Here is a 19,406-nt window from a genome sequence, read left to right as displayed (position 1 = left end):
TGGTTACGCGCAGAGCTTGGCGCTGGCGAGACGGTTCAGGCTGACGCCTTGTTCGGCGGCCTGGATCACCAGCGCGCGGTGAGCCTGCGGCGGAATGCGGACCTTGAATTCACCGCTATAGGTTCGGCCGGCGCAGCCGGCTCGTCACTTCGCTGCGCAACGGCAGCAGGCGGCTCGGGTTCCTTGCGGACAGGCGTCGGGAGATCGCCGGCCGGCTCCGCTTGCGGTGCTGCGGCCGTCTGCGGCTGCGGCGTTTCGATGACTGGCGCGTCAACCGGGGCCGGCGCGGCAGCTTCGACGGCAGCCGGTTTCACGGCCGGCCGGTCTGTTTCGTCGCCGGACTGCACCGGCGCCGCACGCACAACCGGTGCCGCGGGCGCTGCCGGGGCAATAGCCTGCGACCGCACTGCTTCGGCAGGTGCAGCCGATACCGGCTTCGCCGCAGCGGCCGATGCCGCCGCAACGCGCGGGCCCGGCACCGCACGCGGCGCGGACGGCTGGCCGACCGGCGCACTGCCGGCGGCAACCGCCGGCTCGAACGCAAGCATCCGCAGCAGCGTCATCGTGAAACCGGCGTACTCGTCCGGCGCCAGGCCGAGCTCGGCGCGACCGACCGTCGCGATCTGATAGAACAACTGGACCTGCTCGGGGCTCAGCGTCTCGGCGAAGCGGCGCAGGTCGCCCGCTTCGGGCCATTCGTCGAGCACCGAGCCCGGTGCGAACTGCGCCCACGCGATGCGATGCAGCAGGCTCGCGAGATCCTGCAGCGCGGTCGAGAACGACAGGCTGCGCAGCGACATCTCATCGGCAATCGCGAGGATTTCCGGGCCGCCGCCTGCGGCGAGCGCGTCGAGCAGACGCACCATGTAAGTCTGGTCGAGCGCGCCGAGCATGCCCGACACGGCCGACTCGGTCACCTCGTTCGCCGAATAGGCGATCGCCTGGTCGGTGAGCGACAGCGCATCGCGCATGCTGCCCTGCGCGGCGCGCGCGAGCAGGCGCAGCGCCTGCGGCTCGAACGTGATCTGCTCTTCGCCGAGGATCCGTTCGAGATGCGACACGATGTGCCCGGCCGGCATCTGCTTCAGGTTGAACTGCAGGCAGCGCGACAGCACGGTGACGGGGATCTTCTGCGGATCGGTAGTCGCGAGAATGAACTTGACGTGCGGCGGCGGCTCCTCGAGCGTCTTCAGCATCGCGTTGAACGCGTGATTCGTCAGCATGTGCACTTCGTCGATCATGTAGACCTTGAAGCGCGCATCGACGGGCGCGTACACCGCGCGCTCGAGCAGCGCGGCCATTTCGTCGACACCGCGGTTGCTCGCGGCATCCATCTCGACGTAATCGACGAAACGCCCTTCGTCGATTTCGCGACAGGCGCGACACACGCCGCACGGCTGCGACGTGATGCCGGTTTCACAATTGAGCGCCTTGGCGAAGATCCGCGACAGCGTCGTCTTGCCGACACCGCGGGTTCCGGTAAACAGATAGGCGTGATGGAGACGCCCGCCGTCGAGCGCGTGCGTAAGCGCCCTGACGACGTGCTCCTGGCCGACGAGCGAAGCGAAATCCTTCGGACGCCACTTGCGTGCGAGAACTTGATAGGTCATCGGGAAATTGTATCAGTAACGCTGCGTCGCGCCGACACGCGAAACGGTGCGGAAGACAGGCAAACGCGCAGGTAAAACGGAGCGGGGTGCAGAAATAAAAAACGCCCGGCGAACGGGGCGAGATGGAAGGTGACGAGCCCAACCCTCGGCACTGGCGGAAAACGATTGTGGCTGCTTCGTTCCCGACCTGACCAGGTTCACCGCCCCACCATGCGAGGAGGCCCGTCACGGCATATTCTATCACCGCTTCCGGATGAATGCGACCGTTTGTTCGCATCAATGCGAATATGACCCGACAAACCGACGCGCATCGGGCCATGCAGTCCACCCGACGCGAATGACCTGCGCGTCCGCCCCTTGTAATTTGCGAGCCGGCCTCCACCTGCTGGACACAACGGTCGAACGCCGCGTCGTACCCCTACTCGCGTAGCGGCTACTATCGCCGCCCGCAGCAGATAGCAATTTAGGCTAATATGACGCCCGAACGACCCGCGAGCCGCGGCATGCAGCGCTTACACGCCTCCTTTCCGGAGAGTGGAGTGACCTGCCGCAGCGGCCGGCCCCCAACGGCGGCCGGTACGCTGCAACGCGCAAGCAGGCAGTCCCCGAACCGTAAGAGGTATTGACCCAATGAGCGAACAGATCAAACACATCAGCGACGCATCGTTCGAACAGGACGTCGTCAAATCCGACAAGCCCGTGCTCGTCGATTTCTGGGCCGAATGGTGCGGCCCGTGCAAAATGATCGCCCCGATCCTGGATGAAGTCGCGAAGGACTACGGCGACAAGCTGCAGATCGCGAAGATCAACGTCGACGACAACCAGGCAACGCCTGCGAAGTTCGGCGTGCGCGGCATCCCGACGCTGATCCTGTTCAAGAACGGCGCGGCCGCCGCGCAGAAGGTCGGCGCGCTGTCGAAGTCGCAGCTCACCGCATTCCTGGACAGCCACCTGTAATACAGGCAGTTCCGCGGACGTGTTGTCAGCCGGCAACACGTCCGTCGACAAGCCGCCGATCGCTCGCTCAAGCGCGAATCGGCCTATGCTAGAATTAAAAAACGTCTACAAGACGCATTTAAGTCTCTGAGCGCTTCCGCTCGCCCTCCTCCCTTTATTTCTTTCGTCGTCTCCTCCCTGGCGGGTTCTCCGTATGCATTTATCCGAGCTCAAGTCTCTGCACGTCTCCGAACTGATCGAAATGGCCAATGGCCTGGAGATCGAAAACGCGAACCGCCTGCGCAAGCAGGAGTTGATGTTCGCCATTCTCAAAAAGCGCGCCAAGACGGGTGAGACGATCTTCGGCGACGGTACGCTCGAAGTGCTGCCGGACGGCTTCGGCTTCCTGCGCTCGCCGGAAATGTCGTACCTCGCGAGCACCGACGACATCTACATCAGCCCGTCGCAGATCCGCCGCTTCAACCTGCACACCGGCGACACCATCGAAGGTGAAGTCCGCACGCCGAAGGACGGCGAGCGCTACTTCGCGCTGGTGAAGGTCGACAAAGTCAACGGGCAGCCGCCCGAGGCCTCGAAACACAAGATCATGTTCGAGAACCTCACGCCGCTGCACCCGAACAAGCCGCTGTCGCTCGAACGCGAAATGCGCGGCGAGGAAAACGTCACGGGCCGCATCATCGACATGATCGCGCCGATCGGCAAGGGCCAGCGCGGCCTGCTCGTCGCATCGCCGAAGTCGGGCAAGACCGTGATGCTCCAGCACATCGCCCACGCGATCAAGCAGAACCACCCGGACGTGATCCTGTTCGTGCTGCTGATCGACGAGCGCCCTGAAGAAGTGACCGAAATGCAGCGCTCGGTCGCCGGCGAAGTGATCGCATCGACGTTCGACGAACCGGCCACGCGCCACGTCCAGGTCGCCGAAATGGTGATCGAGAAGGCCAAGCGCCTCGTCGAAATGAAGCACGACGTCGTGATTCTGCTCGACTCGATCACGCGTCTCGCACGCGCGTACAACACCGTGATCCCGGCATCGGGCAAGGTGCTGACGGGTGGTGTCGACGCGAACGCACTGCAACGTCCGAAGCGCTTCTTCGGCGCGGCGCGCAACATCGAGGAAGGCGGTTCGCTGACGATCATCGGCACCGCGCTGATCGAAACCGGCAGCCGCATGGACGACGTGATCTACGAAGAGTTCAAGGGCACCGGCAACATGGAAGTGCACCTCGAGCGCCGCCTCGCGGAAAAGCGCGTGTATCCGTCGATCAACCTGAACAAGTCGGGCACGCGTCGCGAAGAAATGCTGATCAAGCCCGAGATCCTTCAGAAGATCTGGGTGCTGCGCAAGTTCATCCACGACATGGACGAAGTCGAAGCGATGGAATTCCTGCTCGACAAGATCCGCCAGACGAAGAGCAACTCCGAGTTCTTCGACCTGATGCGCCGCGGCGGATAATCGCCCCGCCCCGCACCCAAAAGACGGCCGCCCGCGCATCCTGCCCGGCGGCCGTTTTTCGGTATCAACCTGAACGTGAACGTACAGGTTGATCTATAATCGCGTCATCGCCCGAATCCCATCCTCCTCCCGATGCCGAATGACACCTCCACTCCGCTGCTGACCGTGAGCGATGCGGCGTCACGGCTCGGCGTCACGCCGCGCACGCTGAAGTATTACGAGGAGCGCGGGCTCGTCACGCCGTCACGCAGCGAAGGCCGCTACCGCCTCTACGACGAGGCCGATCTCGAGCGCTTCTCACGCATCCTGCGGCTGCGCGCGCTCGGTTTCTCGCTGCACGGCATCACCGAGATGCTGAAGCGCCCGCTGGAAGAAACGGGCGACGGCCGGCGCCGCTATTCGGACGCGTCGCTGCGCGACATCCGCACCGGCCTGGCCGAGCAGGTCGACATGCTCGACCGGCGGATCGCGGCCGTCCAGCGCGAACTGAAGGAAGCCGTCGCACTGCGCAAGGAACTGCAGCACGACATCGACTACGTCGAACGGCGTCTTGCCGGCGAAAACGCCGATGCGCTGATCGCGCAGCGGCAGGCCGAAGCCGGCACGCGGCGCACGCGCAAGGCGCGCGAGTGAGCGCGATGCCCGGTCGCTCGCCGCTGTGGAGCCGCGCGAACCTGCGCGCGGACCTGTTCCCGTGGGCGCTCGCGCTCGTCACCGGCATCGACTACTTCGACAACGCGATCTTCTCGTTCTTCGCGAGCTACATCGCGGGCGGCATCAACGCATCGCCCGATGAACTCGTGTGGTCGTCGAGCGCCTACGCGGTCACGGCCGTGCTCGGCATCCTGCAGCAGCAATGGTGGGTCGACCGGCTCGGCCATCGCCGCTACGTCGCCGGCTGCATGCTGATGTTCTCGTTCGGCGCGATCGCGGCCGCGCTCGCCGACACGTCGCTCGAACTCGCGTTCGCGCGCGGCTTTCAGGGCTATTTCATCGGCCCGATGATGGGCGCGTGCCGGATCCTGATCCAGATCAGCTTCAAGCCGCAGGAACGGCCGCCCGCGACACGGGCGTTCCTGATCATGATCCTGCTCGGCAGCGCGCTCGCGCCAATTGTGGGCGGCCTGCTCGTCGCACATTCGACGTGGCGCGCGCTGTTCGCGTGCTCGGCGCCGGCCGGCATCGCGTTCGCGATCCTCGCGATGCTCACGTTGCCCGATTCGGGCCGGACACCCGACGACGAACGCGGCTCCGGACACTTCTGGCCGTATGTCGTGTTCGCGCTCGCGCAAGGTGCGCTGCAGATCGTGCTGCAGCAGGTGCATTACCAGCTCTACAGCGGCTCGCCGATGCTGATCCTGCTGACGATCGCGGGGATCGGCGCGCTTGCGTGGTTCGCGTATCACCAGTGGCATCATCCGACGCCGCTCGTGCGCCTGCACGCGTTCCGCGAACGGACGTTCCAGGTCGGGCTGCTGCTCTACATGTTCTATTACTACGAGTCGACGGGCTTCAGTTACCTGACGTCGCGCTTTCTCGAAAGCGGGCTCGGCTACCCGGTAGAGAACGCCGGGCGGCTGGTGGGCACGATGTCGCTGATTTCGGCCACCGCGCTGTTCGCGTACCTGCGTTACGCGAAATTCGTCACGCACAAGAAGTGGTTCGTCGTGCCGGGGTTCGCGATCGCGATCACGGCCGCGCTGTGGATGACGCGGATGACGCCGCAGGTCGGCGAAGCCGCGCTGATCGTCCCGCTGCTGCTGCGCGGATTGCTGCTGCTCTTCATCGTGCTGCCGGTGGCCAACCTGACGTTCCGGATCTTCGCGATCGACGAATATACGCACGGCTACCGGCTGAAGAACATCGTGCGGCAACTGACGATCTCGTTCGCGACGTCGTCGGTGATCATCGTCGAACAGCACCGCGTGGCCGTGCACCAGACGCGGCTCGTCGAGCGTGCCAACGTGTTCGACCCGCTGTTCCAGCAGACCGTCGATGCATTGACGCGCAGCTATGCCGCCGCCGGCCACGCGTTGAACGAGGCGCACGGCCTCGCGATCGCGTCGATCGCGCGCATGGTCGCGCAACAGGCGTCGTTCCTCGCGTCGCTCGACGGCTTTTACTTCCTGGCGGGCGTGGCGCTCGTCGGTGGCCTTTTTGCGGCATGGCAAAAAGAGATCGATTGAGTTAAAAGACAGGCTTTGGATTTCCGCGAGCCGCCTTCATGCTCTCGAAACTGACCCGCTGGTTCGACGACCGCCGCCGCGACCGCGCGCTGCGCAGCCACCCGATTCCCGACGCGCTGTGGCAGGACACCGTCGAGCGCCTGCCGTTCCTCGCGGCACTGCCGCCCGACGCGCTCGGCCGGCTGCGCGAACTGACGAGCCTGTTCGTCGCGAAGAAATCGTTCTCGACCGCGCACGGGCTCGAGTTGACCGACGCGATGATCGTCTCGATCGCCGCGCAGGCCTGCCTGCCCGTGCTGAATCTCGACCTGTCGCTGTATGACGGCTGGGTCGGCGTCGTCGTGTATCCGGGCGAATTCGTGATCCGCAAGACGGTGCAGGACGAGGACGGGGTCGTGCACGAAGTCGAGCAGGATGCGAGCGGCGAGGCCTGGGAAGGCGGCCCCGTGATCCTGTCCTGGGAAGACGCGCAGATGACGGACGGCCACGACGCGTACAACGTCGTGATCCACGAGTTCGCGCACAAGATCGACATGGTCAACGGCGCGGCCGATGGCTATCCGCCCCTATTTCGCCGCTGGCACGCGCCGCACCTCGATGCGCAGGCCTGGGCCGACGTGTTCGAGCACGCGTACGACCAGTTCTGCGCGCGCGTCGACGCGGTGCCGGACCGTGCGTGGGCGCGCTTCGAGCGGGACTCGCTGATCGATCCCTATGCCGCCGACCACCCGTCGGAATTCTTCGCGGTATGCAGTGAAGCGCTGTTCGTCCGGCCGAAAGCGTTCGAGTCCGAATTTCCGGAGTTGTACCGGCTGCTCGCGCGCTACTACCGGCAGGATCCGGCCGGCACCGGCGCGCTCGACGCACCGTGAAAATTATTCGTCAACCATCTGATTTTCTGGCATAATCGCCGTTTTTCGACCTTAGGCAAGTGGCTCGCGCCGGGCTTGGCGTCGTCTGGTTTGCGCAATGTGCGCGTTCCGGCACGGCAAGCGGCGGGTTGGCTACCGCTCTCACCAAGGAAAGACCATGAAAGAAGGCATCCACCCGAACTACCGCGAAGTCGTCTTCCAAGACATGTCGAACGGCTTCAAGTTCATCACGCGCTCGACGATCCAGACGCGCGAAAACATCGAACTCGACGGCAAGACCTACCCGCTCGCCAAGATCGAAGTGTCGTCGGAATCGCACTCGTTCTACACGGGTCAGCAAAAGATCATGGACACGGCAGGCCGTGTCGAGAAGTTCAAGAACAAGTTCGGCGTTCGCGCCAGCGGCAAGGCGAAGTAAGCTTCGCACTGCATCCGGTGGTTGCATTGCACCGGTACCGCACAAAAGGGCAGCCCAGGCTGCCCTTTTTTGTCTCTGCTCGCCCGGCAGGCGCCAGCCGGCGCCCGGGCATCGACCTGACGCGCAACAGCGGGCGCGTCTACAATGCCGGATGCTCGAAACCGGCTCGACCGCGCGCATCCGCGCCGGCCACCCGCCCATAACAAATCGCTCATCTGCATGAAGCCTGTCGTCCGTCTCACCGCCTCCGCCACGCGCGCGCTACCGCGCTGGCTGCTGCTCACGCTCTGCTTCGTCTACGCCGCGTTCGGCCTGTTCGGCCGCGACCCGTGGAAGAACGAGGACGCGGCAGGCTTTGGCGTGATGTGGACGATGGCCAAGGGCGGCTGGCACGACTGGCTGCTGCCGAACCTGGTCGGCAAGTTCATCACGACCGACGGCCCGCTCGGCTACTGGCTCGGCGCGCTGTCGATCCGCGGCCTCGGCCCGTGGGTCGACGCAAGCAACGCGTCGCGCGTCGATACCGGCGTGCTGTTCTGCGTCGCGTGTGCATTCGTCTGGTACGCGGCCTACCTGCTCGGCCGGCGTGCCGAAGTCCAGCCGTTCAAATACGCATTCGGCGGCGAGCCCGAGCCGCGCGACTACGGCCGCACGCTCGCCGACGGCGCGCTGCTGGTGCTCGTCGCCTGCTTCGGCCTCGCGGAGCGCGGGCACGAAACGACGCCGCAACTCGCGCAGTTCGCGTGGATCGCGATGCTCGTCTACGGGATCGTGCGCGGCATCGACAAGCCGATGCAGGGCGCGCTGTGGTGGGGCCTCGCGATGGGCCTCGTCGCGCTGTCCGGCAATCCGGTGCTGGTCGTCGCGCTGCTCGCCGGCACGGCCGTGCTGTGGCTCGTCACGCCCGAGATGCGCAACCTGCGCCTGCCGCTGGTCGGCGTGCCGCTCGCGGCAGCGATCTTCGCGCTGTGGCCGCTGGCCGCGTTCGTCGCGGCGCCCGACGATGCCGCGTGGTTCTTCAACCAGTGGATCCACGGCAGCCTGATGCGCTTTTCGGGCCCGCCGACCGCGGTGCTCGGCTATGCGGCGAAGAACCTGCCGCTGTTCACGTGGCCCGCGTGGCCGCTCGCGATCTGGGCATGGTGGAGCTGGGCCGGCATGCGCCGCCGTGCGCACGTCGCGATTCCGCTGTCGGTCGCCGTGCCGCTCGTCGCGCTCGTGATCCTGCAGAGCCAGCAGTCGAACCGCATGTACATGCTGCTGCTGCCGCCGCTCGCGGTGCTCGCGACGTTCGCGCTGCCGACCCTCAAGCGCGGCGCGATCAACGCGATCGACTGGTTCGCGGTGCTGAGCTTCACGATCCTCGGCACCTTCGTGTGGCTCGTGTGGCTCGCCTCGATCACGGGCTTCCCGCATCCGCTCGCGCGCAACCTCGCCCGCCTCGTGCCCGGCTACGAGCCGCACTTCAAGATCCTGTCGTTCATCTGCGCGGTGATCGCCACCGTGTGCTGGTGCTTCCTGGTGCGCTGGCGCATCTCGCGGCAGCCGAAGGTGCTGTGGCGCAGCGTCGTGCTGTCGGGTGCGGGCACCACGCTGATGTGGGTGCTGCTGATGACGCTGTGGCTGCCGATCGTCAACTACGGCCGGACCTATCGCGACGTCGCGCAGCAGATCGCGGTGCACCTGCCGTCCGACTACGAGTGCATCTCGCCGGTACGGCTCGGTGACGCGCAGATCGCGACCTTCGCGTATTTCGGCAACATGCGCTTCGATTTCTCCGGCGACTGCGACGTGATCCTGCGCCAGGACCGCTCGGACTTCGGCGAGCCGAGCTCGATGTCGCAATACGTGTGGCGTCTCGTGTGGGAAGGCCGCCGCGCCGCCGACCGTGACGAGCGCTTCCGCCTGTACGAGCGCATCGAACGGCCGAAGACGCCTGTCAAGCGGCGTCCGCCGCGCCGCCAGCCGGCCGATTGACGATGTTTGGCGACATCCGCCGGATCGTCGGTCTCGCATGGCCGGTGCTCGTCGGCCAGCTCGCGATCATCGCGTTCGGCGTGATCGACACCGCGATGGTCGGGCGCTACTCGGCCGTCGATCTCGCCGCGCTCGGGCTCGGTTCGTCGATCTACATTTCGATCTATATCGGCCTGACGGGCATCCTGTCCGCACTGCAGCCGATCACCGGGCAGCTGTACGGCGCGCGGCGCTATGCCGAGATCGGCGAGGAAGTGCGCCAGGCGCTGTGGCTCGCGCTGCTGCTCGCGGTGCCCGGCTTTCTCCTGCTGCATTTTCCCGAACCGCTGCTGCGCGTCGCGCACACGCCTGCCGCGCTGCACGACCGCACCGTCGACTATCTGCGCATCCTGTCGTACGGGCTGCCCGCCAGCCTCGTCTTCCGCATCTACAACGCGCTGACCAACGCGGCCGGCAAGCCGCGCCTCGCGATGATCCTGCAGATCGGCGCGCTGCTGCTCAAGTTCCCGCTCAACGTGTGGTTCATCTTCGGCGGGTTCGGCGTGCCGGCCCTCGGCGGCCCCGGCTGCGGGCTCGCGAGCACGCTGATCAACTGGGCACTCGCGCTGATCGGCTACACGCTGCTCGCGAAGCTCGACGTGTTCGCGCCGCTCGCGATCTTTTCGCGCTTCTGCTGGCCGGTCTGGGAGCGCCAGAAGGCGATCCTGAAACTCGGCGTGCCGATGGGCCTGTCGTACCTGATCGAGGTCACGTCGTACACGTGCATGGCGCTGTTCATCGCGCAGTTCGGCACGACGACGCTCGCCGGCCACCAGATCGCCGGCAACATCGGCGCGGTGCTGTACATGACGCCGCTGTCGATCGGCGTGGCGGCGTCGACGCTGGTCGCGCGCGCGCTCGGCGCCGGACGGCCCGAGGAAGCCCGGCTGCTCGGCCGGCACAGCGTGATCTTCGCGTGCGGCATCGCCGCGACCTACGGCCTGCTCGTGTTCGTGCTGCGCCCGCTGATCATCGGCGGCTATACGCCGAACCCGGCCGTCGCCGCGGCCGCGATGCCGCTCGTCGCGATCGTCGCGTGCTACCACGTCTTCGATGCGCTGCAGGTCACGTCGGCGTTCGTGCTGCGCGCCTACAAGGTCGCGGTCGTGCCGACCGTGATCTATGCGGTCGCGCTGTGGGGCGTCGGGCTCAGCGGCGGCTACGCGCTCGGTTTCGACGTGGGCGGCATCGCGCCCGCATGGCTGACCGGCGCGCGCGGCTTCTGGTTCGCGAACACGATCAGCCTGATGCTCGCGGGCGCCGGGCTCGTGCTGTACCTGCGCCGCGTCAGTCGTGCGCACGCCGCTGCTTCCACGTCCGCCTGACGCGCCGCCCGCTACGTCTCCTCCAGCACGTCGGCCGCGTGATACGACGACCGCACCAGCGGGCCGGCGACGACTTCCCTGAAACCGAGCAACAGCGCCTCGTCGCGCCACGCGGCAAATGCGTCGGGGCTCACGTAGCGCCGCACGGGCAGATGGTGCGCGGACGGCGCGAGATACTGGCCGAGCGTCAGCACGTCGACGTCATGCGCACGCAGGTCGCGCAGCGTGTCGCGCACTTCGTCGTCGCACTCGCCAAGGCCCAGCATCAACCCCGATTTCGTCACCAACTCCGGCCGTGCGTGCTTCGCCTGCGCGAGCAGTTCGAGCGAGCCGCGATAGTCGGCGCCCGGCCGCGCCGCGCGATACAGCGACGGCACCGTCTCGATGTTGTGGTTGAACACGTCGGGCCAGGCCGTCGACAGTGCATCGAGTGCGCGGGCCACGCGGCCGCGGAAGTCCGGTGTCAGCACTTCGACGCCGATGCCCGGCACGCTCGCGCGCACCGCCGCGATGCATGCGGCGAAATGCGCGGCGCCGCCGTCGCGCAGGTCGTCACGATCGACCGACGTGATCACGACGTAGCGCAGCCCGAGCGCCGCTGCCGCATCGGCCAGCCGCGCGGGCTCGTCGGCATCGAGCGGTTCGGGACGGCCGTGCGCGACGTCGCAGAACGGGCAGCGCCGCGTGCACAGGCCGCCCATGATCATGAAGGTCGCCGTGCGCTGCGCGAAGCATTCGCCGATGTTCGGGCACATCGCCTCCTCGCAGACGGAATGCAGCCGATGATCGCGCAGCACGGCCGCCATGTCGGCGACCGCCGCGCTCATCATCGGCCGCGCGCGCAGCCACGGCGGCTTCGGCAACGCCGCACCGGCCGCGGGCTCGACGCGCACCGGAATGCGCGCGAGCTTGTCACGGCTTCTCGCGCCCGGCTGGCCGAGCGCGGTAAGGCTGGGTCGTTCGAGCGCGGCGGCCATCGTCAGTCTCCGAGAAACGCGACGATCAGGCGGTTCACGTCGGCGGCCGCCTCCATCTGCACCATGTGCCCGCTGCCGGCGATCACCTCGGCACGCACGCCGTCAGGCAAGCCCTGCGCGTGCTGCGCCGGGATCACCTGGTCGTGCTCGCCCCAGATCACGAGCGTGCGCGGCGCAAGCGTCGCGAGCCGGTCGCGGAACACGCGCCGCTGCGCGGCACCGTCGAACGCGGCGTGCGCGATCTTCTCCAGTGCGGCCTGCACGCCTTCGAGCCGCTTGTACTTGACGAGATCCTCGACGAGCTGCCGCGTGACCAGCGCGTTGTCCGCGAACAGCGCGCCGAGATGCGGCTTCAGCGTGTTGCGGCTGTTCCCGGCGACGAAGCCGTCGATGTAAGCGCGGTTGATGTCGGTGCCGAGCCCCGCGCTCGCGATCAGCGTCAGCGACGCGACACGTTGCGGCGCGCGCTCGGCCGCCGCCATCGCGACCGCACCGCCCATCGAATGGCCGATCAGGTGGGCTTGGTCGATGCCGTTCGCATCGAGCAGCGCGAGCACTGCGTCGGCCAGCTCATCGAGGCTGCCCGTCTCGACCGCCTTGCCCGACTCGCCGTGACCGGGCAGGTCGAGCGCCCACACAGGCCGGTGCGCGGCGAGATCGGCGTGATTGAACAGCCAGTTGTTGAGATCGCCGCCGAAGCCGTGGATCAGCACGGCGGGCGTGCCGCTGCCTTCGCCGAGCTTCAGGAAGCGCACCGTCCGGCCGCCGATCTGCGCCTTCTCGGGCTGCGGGCCCGCGGCTTCGTCGGACGCCGCGCTCGGCACGAAATCGCGCTGGAATTCGGCGATCGCCGCGTCGATGTCGGCATCGCTCGCGTCGGCGGCCGCGACGACGCCGAGCAGCGCGCCGACCGGCAGCGTCTCGCCTTCCTGCGCGACCTGCCGGCGCAGCGTGCCGTCGAACGCGCATTCGACACCCGACGAGATCTTGTCGGTCTCGACGTCGAGCACTTCGTCGCCCTTCGTGACGCGTTCGCCGAGCGCCTTCAGCCAGCCGTTGACCTGCCCCTGCTCCATCGACAGCCCCCACTTGGGCATCGTGATCATGTGAATCGACATCGTGTCAGCTCCTCGTCTTCAGGACCGCCTGCGCAATTGCATCGGCGGACGGGATATACAGGTCTTCCAGCACGCTCGCGAACGGCGCGGGCGTATGCGGCGCGGTCACGAGCTCGATCGGCGCCTTCAGCGCGTGGAATGCGCGCTGCGCGACGAGCGCGGCGATATCGGTCGCGATCGAGCAGCGCGGGTTCGCTTCGTCAACCACGACCACGCGCCCGGTGCGCTCCGCGCTTTCGAGGATCGTTTCCTCGTCGAGCGGCGACGTCGTGCGCAGGTCGATCACGTCGACCTGGATCCCGTCCTTCGCGAGCTTCGCGGCCGCGTCCATCGCGAGATGCACCATCCGGCCGTACGTGACGATCGTCGCGTCGTCGCCGTCGCGCATCACGTTCGCTTCGCCGAACGGAATCGCATAGGACTCCTCCGGCACGTCGCCTTCGCGGGTATAAAGCAGCTTGTGTTCGAGGAAGATCACGGGATCGTTGTCGCGGATCGCCTGGATCAGCAGCCCCTTCGCGTCGTACGGCGTCGACGGGCACACGACCTTCAGCCCAGGAATGTGCGTGAACAGCGACGTGAGCATCTGCGAATGCTGCGCGGCCGCGCGAAGGCCTGCGCCGTACATCGCGCGGATCACGACGGGCGTCACGGCCTTGCCGCCGAACATGTAGCGGAACTTGGCGGCCTGGTTGAAGATCTGGTCGAAGCACACGCCCATGAAATCGATGAACATCAGCTCCGCGACGGGCCGCATCCCGCACGCGGCAGCACCGACCGCCGCGCCGATGTAGCCGCCCTCCGACAGCGGCGTATCGAGCACGCGGCCCGGAAACTTGTGGAACAGCCCCTTCGTCACGCCGAGCACGCCGCCCCACGCGTCGTCCTCGCCCGGCGCGCCCGCGCCGCCCGCATTATCCTCGCCCATCACGATCACGCTGTCGTCGCGCGCCATTTCCTGCGCGAGCGCTTCGTTGATCGCCTGCGAATAAGTGATCTTCCTTGCCATGTCTGTCTCCTGGAATGTTCGGTTCGCCGTGCCGGCCGCGGTATCAGGCCGCGCTCACGGGTACGACACGTAGACGTCGGTCAGCAGGTCGGCGGCGTCGGGTACCGGCGCGGCCTTGGCCTGCGCGACCGCATCGTCGATCAGCGCCTTCACCTGCGCATCGACCGCGCGCAGGTCGGCGGTCGTCAGCGCTTCGGCCCGCACGACGCGCGTTTCGAAATGCTTCAGGCAGTCCTTCTCGTCGCGCAGCTTCTGCACTTCCCCCGGTGCGCGATAGGTTTGCGCATCGCCTTCGAAGTGGCCGAAATAGCGTGTGAATTTCACCTCGACGAGCGTCGGGCCGCCGCCGTTGCGCGCGCGTTCGACGGCTTCGCCGAGCGCTTCATGTACCGCGAAGAAGTCGAAGCCGTCGACGATCACGCCCGGCATCCCGAACCCGTTCGCGCGATCGGCGATGTTGTCGGTCGCGACCGACCAGCTCGACGACGTCGCCTCCGCATAGCCGTTGTTCTCGGCCACGAAAATCGCGGGCAGCCGCCACACCGACGCGAGGTTCATCGATTCGAAGATCACGCCCTGGTTCGATGCGCCGTCGCCGAAGAAGCACACGCCGACGCCGCCGGTCTTCCTGTGCTTCGCGGCGAGCGCGGCGCCGCAGACAAGCGGGCCGCCCGCGCCGACGATCCCGTTCGCGCCGAGCATCCCCATCGACAGGTCGGCGATGTGCATCGAGCCGCCCTTGCCGTGGCAGACGCCCGTCTTCTTGCCGTAGATCTCGGCCATCATCCCGTGCACGTCGACGCCCTTCGCGATGCAATGCCCGTGGCCGCGGTGCGTGGTCGCGACGTAGTCGTCGAGCCCGAGGTGCAGTATCGTGCCGACCGCGGACGCCTCCTCGCCCGCATACAGGTGAACGAAGCCGGGAATCTCGCCGGTCGCGAATTCGACGTGCAGGCGCTCCTCGAATTCGCGGATCGTGCGCATCAGCCGGTAGGCGTCCAGCAGTTTGTCCCTGCTGAGCTGTGTCGAAGCGGTCATGTGTGTCTCCTGAGTAGGTCTGACTGCGAATGCCGCCGCGGCCGGGCCGCGGCGACGGATTACACGGCCGGCGGCCGTCAGTGGAACGTGAAGCCGCCGTCGACGTTCACGGCCTGGCCCGTCACGTTGTCCATCGTCGCGAAGAACAGCGCGAGCCGGCCCATGTCCTCCGGCGTCTGCGCGCGGCCCTGCGGAATCAGCGTCAACTGGTGCCGCTGCCACGATTCCTCGACCGATTCGCCGTCGGTCTTCCATTCGTCGGACAGCCGGTCCCACATATACGTCCGCACGATGCCGGGGCAGATCGCGTTGACGGTCACGCCGTCGCGCGCGACCTCCTTCGCAAGCGCGTTCGTGAAGCCGACGACCGCGAATTTCGATGCGCTGTAATGCGCGAGATTCGGAAAACCCTCCTTGCCGGCGATCGACGCGACGTTGATGATCCGGCCGCGGCCCTGCGCCTTCAGCGGCGCGAGCGCCGCCCGGCAGCCGAGGAACGTGCCCTTCGCGTTCACGTCCATCACGAAATCCCAGTCGCGCTCGGTCAGTTCGTCGACCGGATGAATGCTGATCACGCCCGCGCAGTTCACGAGGATGTCGAGCCGGCCGAGGTCGGCGAGCGCCTGCGCAACCATCGCGTCGACCTGCGCGGCCTGCGTGACGTCGACCTTCGCAACCGCCGCCCGGCGGCCGAGCGCGCGTACCTCGCGCGCGGTGGCGTCGAGTGCGTCGTCGAGCAGGTCGGCCAGCAGGATGTCGGCGCCCGCGCCGGCAAGCGTCAGGGCAATGCCGCGGCCGATGCCGCGCGCGCCGCCGGTGACGATGGCGACCTGTCCTTCGAGTGGGGCTGTCATGGCGATGTCTCCTTGTCGATCGTTATGGATGTCGAAATGTCACTCGGTAAAACATTGCTCAATAGCGCCACTCGCCGGCATCGCGCAGCAGCTGGCGTGACGACGCGTAGCGCAGCGTGCGCCCGACGTCGACCGTCAACGGCCCGCGCCAGTCGAGCGAGATCTCGTAGCGATCGCCGCGCGCGACCTCGATCTCGCGCTCGCCGTCGAACGCGAGCGTGCCGTGTTCGAACGGAATCGCCTGCCACGCACCCGGCTCGAGCCGCTCGCAACTGCGCATCACGACGCGGTCCACGCGGCCCGGTGCAATCGGCGCGACGAGCGGCGTGCCGGCCGTCTTGCCTTCGGCCGCGAAGCGCATCGCAAGCCCGTGCGGCGCGCTGCGTTCGAGCGGCGCCCACGCGCCGCCGAGCGCGGACAGGCCGATCCCGTCCGGTTCCGCGAATGTCAGGTACAGCGAATCGATGTCGTCGGCCCCCGAGATCGCGCGGGCGCCGATGAAGCGCTGCCGCGCGGCGCACACGTCGACGAGCGCGATCTCCTCGCGCCCCGGCTGCGCGCCCGCCACGCAGCGCACGACGAGCCGCTTGTTGCGCGTGAACGCGACTTCGGCCGGCACCGCGCCGGTCGCGGCGAGTCCTGCCGCGACGCCGGCGACCGTGGCTTCACGATGTTCGGGAAATGCGTTGTTGGTGCCGGTGGACAGCGCGACGAGCGGCGTCGCGCCGCAGTGCGCGGCAACCGCACGATGGGTGCCGTCGCCGCCGAGCACGACGATCAGCGCGACTTCCATCCGGTGCAGGTACGCGGCGCCGGCCTGGGTGTCGGCGACGGTATCGGTGATCGGCAGGTCGACGAATTCGACCTCGGGCCAGCGCTCGTGCGGCGCGACCGCACGGTGCGTGTCGAGCGCACGCAGCAGCAGCGTCGCGATGCCCGTCCGGTCGCGCAGCGTCAGCACGCGCTCGACGCCCATCGCGCCGAGGCCGGCCAGCAGGCGCACGATCATGTTTGCCTTCTCCGCCGTCGGAAACACGGAGGCATGCGTCGTGAGGCGGCGGATGTCGCGCCCCGATGCGGGGTTCGCGATCACGCCGACGGTAACGGGCATCGTCACGGGTTCGTCTCCATCCAGTTGGCCGGCCGCGGTGCGTTGGCGTGCCGCGGCTCTGCCTGTCTCGTCCGCTGCCATCGCCGGGCGGCGGATCGTCGTCGACGCGACCGCGCCGACTTGCCCGTGATCTCTGCAAGCGGCGTGCCACCCTGCGTGCGATGAACGTGAAACCCTTGTGAATGCTGACGCGACGGGAATGCCGGTGTGCCGGAATCGCCGCGGGAAGCACGGCGCGCGCGGCCATTCGGCCCGCTCGTCTCACAGCGTCGATACGACGAAACGGCCGCCGCGACGCCGGTGCAAGCGCACCGCCCTGCCCGCAAACCCCGCCATATCGCGGCGCCGCGCAGGCCGCGTCATGCCGGACGATCTCCGCCTGTCGCACACGCACGCGTCTCAACGACACGAGACAGCCCGCGATACCGTGAGACGAACGTCTCAGGCTCGCCGCGTGCTGCGATGCAATGTGATCCGTCGAACGGGATGTGCTACAAGAACATCGCATCCCCGCCGTACGGAACCGGAGCCGACCATGCCCTACGCCGTCCCTCAGGCCCAGCACGCCGACCGCGTGCTCGGCGCGCTCGCCGGACGCCTGCCCGCGCCGGCCGACTCCACGCGCCTCGTGTCGTCGTGGCAGCGGTCGCTGGAGCGTTACAGCCTCGACCCCGCTTCGTCGATCGGCCCGCGCGTGCTGACCGCGGCCGAGCTGCGCGAAGTACGCGACAAGGAGGAGGCCTTCCTGCGCGCGTCGGGCCAGTGCCTGACGCGGCTGCACGACATGATCCGCGTCGCCGACTACTGCGTGATGCTGACCGACGCGCACGGCGTGACGATCGACTACCGGATCGACCGCGAGCGCCGCAACGACTTCCGCCATGCGGGCCTGCACATCGGCTCGTGCTGGTCGGAAAGCGAGGAAGGCACCTGTGGCGTCGCGAACGTACTGACCGATCTCGCGCCGATCACCGTGCACAAGACGGATCACTTTCGCGCGGCGTTCACGACGCTCACCTGCAGCGCGGCGCCGATCTTCTCGCCGGGCGGCGAGCTGATCGGCGTGCTCGACGCGTCGGCCGTTCATTCGCCCGACGGCCGCGACAGCCAGCGTCTCGTCTATCAGCTCGTGCGGCAGAGCGCGGCGCTGATCGAGGACGGCTACTTCGTGCACAGCACCACGCAGCACTGGATCCTGTTCGGGCATCCGAATCGTCACTACGTCGAAGCGCAACCCGAGTGGCTGATCGCGTTCGACGAATGCGGCAACATCGTCGCCGCGAACCGGCAGGCGCGCGACGCGCTGCCGGCGCTGCGCGAACCGCGCCATATCGACGAGATCTTCGATGCGACCGAGATGCCGCTGCGCGATGCCGCGCGGCTCGATGCGATCGTCGCGCTGCGGCTGCGCGCGACCGGTGCGCCGCTCTATGCGCGGCTGCGTGCGCCGCTACGACGCACCGGCCGCGAACCCGGCACGGCCTCGCGCCGCCCGGGAAGCGCACAACGCCACGTCGGCGCGCTGACGCCGTTTCTGCACAGCAGCGATGCGCATATCGCGCAGCAGGCCGAACTCGCGCTGCGTGTCGCAAGCAAGCGGCTGCCGATTCTCGTGCTCGGCGAAACCGGTGCGGGGAAGGAAGTATTCGCGCGTGCGATCCACGATGCCGGCGCGCGGCGTGCGCGGCCGTTCGTCGCGGTCAACTGCGGCGCGCTGCCGGAAGCGCTGATCGAGAGCGAACTGTTCGGCTATGCGGCCGGCGCGTTCACCGGCGCACGCAAGCATGGCGCACGCGGCAAGATCGCGCTCGCCGACGGCGGCACGCTGTTCCTCGATGAAATCGGCGACATGCCGCTCGCGCTGCAGACGCGCCTGTTGCGCGTGCTCGCCGATGGCGAAGTCGTGCCGCTCGGCAGCGATACGCCCGTGCGCGTCGATCTCGACGTGATCTGCGCGACGCACCGCGATCTCGCACGCATGGTGGCCGACGGCACGTTCCGCGAGGACCTGTACTACCGGCTGAGCGGCGCGACGTTCGAACTGCCGCCGCTGCGCGAGCGTGCCGACGTGCGCGACGTGATCGCCGCCGTGTTCGCCGAGGAAGCGCAGGCCACCGGCCACGTGCTGACGCTCGATGCGACGCTCGCCGAACAGCTCGCCGCGTATCCGTGGCCCGGCAACGTGCGGCAATTGCGCAACGTGCTGCGCTATGCGTGCGCGGTGTGCGACGCCGCGCGCGTGACGCGGCGAGATCTGCCGGCCGAGATCGCCGCGCAACTCGGCGGCGTCGTACCCGGCACGCTGCCCGACGACGAACGCGGCCGCATCGTCGCGGCGCTCACCGCGCATCGCTGGCGGCCGGACGCGGCCGCGCAGGCGCTCGGCATCTCGCGCGCGACGCTGTACCGGCGCATCGCGAAGCACCGGATCGTCGCGCCGCACCGCGCGTGACGCGCCG

At 67.6% G+C, this 19,406-nt stretch carries 15 protein-coding genes, 1 other RNA gene and 2 pseudogenes; 9 read left to right on the top strand and 9 right to left on the bottom strand.

Going from position 1 to position 19,406, the window contains the following annotated elements:
* Positions 1-3: 3 nt before the first annotated feature.
* The 3 genes and pseudogenes from G3N98_RS19500 to ffs form a co-directional block, all read right to left on the bottom strand.
* A pseudogene (locus G3N98_RS19500) lies at positions 4-132 on the bottom strand (toxin-antitoxin system HicB family antitoxin); the annotation flags it as partial.
* Positions 120-1,610 (bottom strand): annotated as a pseudogene (dnaX, locus tag G3N98_RS19495) (DNA polymerase III subunit gamma/tau); the annotation flags it as partial. The pseudogenes G3N98_RS19500 and dnaX, both read right to left, overlap by 13 nt.
* Before the next feature lie 128 nt (positions 1,611-1,738).
* Positions 1,739-1,837, bottom strand: an RNA gene (ffs, locus tag G3N98_RS19490) — signal recognition particle sRNA small type.
* 403 nt (positions 1,838-2,240) lie between these two features.
* On the opposite strand from ffs, the gene trxA reads away from it, so the two are divergent.
* The 8 genes from trxA to G3N98_RS19450 all read left to right on the top strand — a co-directional run bounded on the left by trxA (position 2,241) and on the right by G3N98_RS19450 (position 10,840).
* A complete protein-coding gene (gene trxA, locus G3N98_RS19485) occupies positions 2,241-2,567 on the top strand; it encodes a thioredoxin TrxA (protein ID WP_006402348.1) in 327 nt (108 codons plus the stop codon).
* 193 nt (positions 2,568-2,760) lie between these two features.
* The gene (rho, locus tag G3N98_RS19480; protein ID WP_006478662.1) at positions 2,761-4,023 is read left to right on the top strand and encodes a transcription termination factor Rho; all 1,263 of its coding nucleotides are present in this window, start codon (positions 2,761-2,763) and stop codon (positions 4,021-4,023) included.
* A 132-nt stretch (positions 4,024-4,155) separates the two neighbouring features.
* Positions 4,156-4,656 (top strand): MerR family transcriptional regulator, encoded by a 501-nt coding sequence (locus G3N98_RS19475; protein WP_206148949.1) that lies wholly within the window; start codon positions 4,156-4,158, stop codon positions 4,654-4,656.
* The gene (locus G3N98_RS19470) at positions 4,653-6,209 is read left to right on the top strand and encodes an MFS transporter (RefSeq protein ID WP_206148948.1); all 1,557 of its coding nucleotides are present in this window, start codon (positions 4,653-4,655) and stop codon (positions 6,207-6,209) included. The genes G3N98_RS19475 and G3N98_RS19470 overlap by 4 nt, the downstream gene beginning before the upstream one ends.
* Before the next feature lie 38 nt (positions 6,210-6,247).
* Positions 6,248-7,081, top strand: a complete 834-nt coding sequence (locus G3N98_RS19465) for a M90 family metallopeptidase (RefSeq protein WP_089456330.1) — start codon at positions 6,248-6,250, stop codon at positions 7,079-7,081.
* A gap of 157 nt (positions 7,082-7,238) precedes the next feature.
* Positions 7,239-7,499, top strand: coding sequence for a type B 50S ribosomal protein L31 (locus tag G3N98_RS19460; protein WP_006753671.1), 261 nt, complete (start codon positions 7,239-7,241; stop codon positions 7,497-7,499).
* 144 nt (positions 7,500-7,643) lie between these two features.
* A complete protein-coding gene (locus tag G3N98_RS19455) occupies positions 7,644-9,476 on the top strand; it encodes a UDP phosphate-alpha-4-amino-4-deoxy-L-arabinose arabinosyl transferase (RefSeq protein ID WP_089425568.1) in 1,833 nt (610 codons plus the stop codon).
* Between the two features lie 2 nt (positions 9,477-9,478).
* Positions 9,479-10,840: an MATE family efflux transporter gene (locus tag G3N98_RS19450; protein WP_089473006.1), complete on the top strand. Its 1,362-nt coding sequence runs from the start codon at positions 9,479-9,481 to the stop codon at positions 10,838-10,840.
* Between the two features lie 11 nt (positions 10,841-10,851).
* Here G3N98_RS19450 and lipA read toward each other — a convergent pair whose 3' ends face one another.
* The 6 genes from lipA to G3N98_RS19420 all read right to left on the bottom strand — a co-directional run bounded on the left by lipA (position 10,852) and on the right by G3N98_RS19420 (position 16,953).
* Positions 10,852-11,817 carry a lipoyl synthase gene (gene lipA, locus G3N98_RS19445; protein ID WP_206148947.1) on the bottom strand — a complete coding sequence of 322 codons (966 nt, stop codon included), beginning with the start codon at positions 11,815-11,817 and terminating at the stop codon, positions 10,852-10,854.
* Between the two features lie 2 nt (positions 11,818-11,819).
* Positions 11,820-12,935: an acetoin dehydrogenase dihydrolipoyllysine-residue acetyltransferase subunit gene (locus G3N98_RS19440; RefSeq protein ID WP_206148946.1), complete on the bottom strand. Its 1,116-nt coding sequence runs from the start codon at positions 12,933-12,935 to the stop codon at positions 11,820-11,822.
* A gap of 4 nt (positions 12,936-12,939) precedes the next feature.
* Positions 12,940-13,944, bottom strand: coding sequence for an alpha-ketoacid dehydrogenase subunit beta (locus G3N98_RS19435; protein ID WP_048021073.1), 1,005 nt, complete (start codon positions 13,942-13,944; stop codon positions 12,940-12,942).
* A 54-nt stretch (positions 13,945-13,998) separates the two neighbouring features.
* The gene (locus tag G3N98_RS19430) at positions 13,999-14,982 is read right to left on the bottom strand and encodes a thiamine pyrophosphate-dependent dehydrogenase E1 component subunit alpha (RefSeq protein WP_089440245.1); all 984 of its coding nucleotides are present in this window, start codon (positions 14,980-14,982) and stop codon (positions 13,999-14,001) included.
* A 77-nt stretch (positions 14,983-15,059) separates the two neighbouring features.
* On the bottom strand, positions 15,060-15,836 hold the full coding sequence (locus G3N98_RS19425) for an SDR family NAD(P)-dependent oxidoreductase (protein WP_175237191.1): 777 nt from the start codon (positions 15,834-15,836) through the stop codon (positions 15,060-15,062).
* A gap of 58 nt (positions 15,837-15,894) precedes the next feature.
* Complete coding sequence (locus tag G3N98_RS19420) at positions 15,895-16,953, bottom strand: NAD(+)/NADH kinase (protein ID WP_175237190.1); 1,059 nt, start codon at positions 16,951-16,953, stop codon at positions 15,895-15,897.
* 529 nt (positions 16,954-17,482) lie between these two features.
* Here G3N98_RS19420 and G3N98_RS19415 point away from each other — a divergent pair.
* Positions 17,483-19,399, top strand: coding sequence for a sigma-54-dependent Fis family transcriptional regulator (locus tag G3N98_RS19415; RefSeq protein WP_089431168.1), 1,917 nt, complete (start codon positions 17,483-17,485; stop codon positions 19,397-19,399).
* Positions 19,400-19,406 lie beyond the last annotated feature (7 nt).

The sequence above is a fragment of the Burkholderia sp. Tr-20390 genome, assembly GCF_017104595.1.
Lineage (GTDB): Bacteria > Pseudomonadota > Gammaproteobacteria > Burkholderiales > Burkholderiaceae > Burkholderia.
The sequence above is the reverse complement of the archived record's forward strand: the minus strand, read 5'-3'. Positions and strand labels throughout refer to the sequence as shown.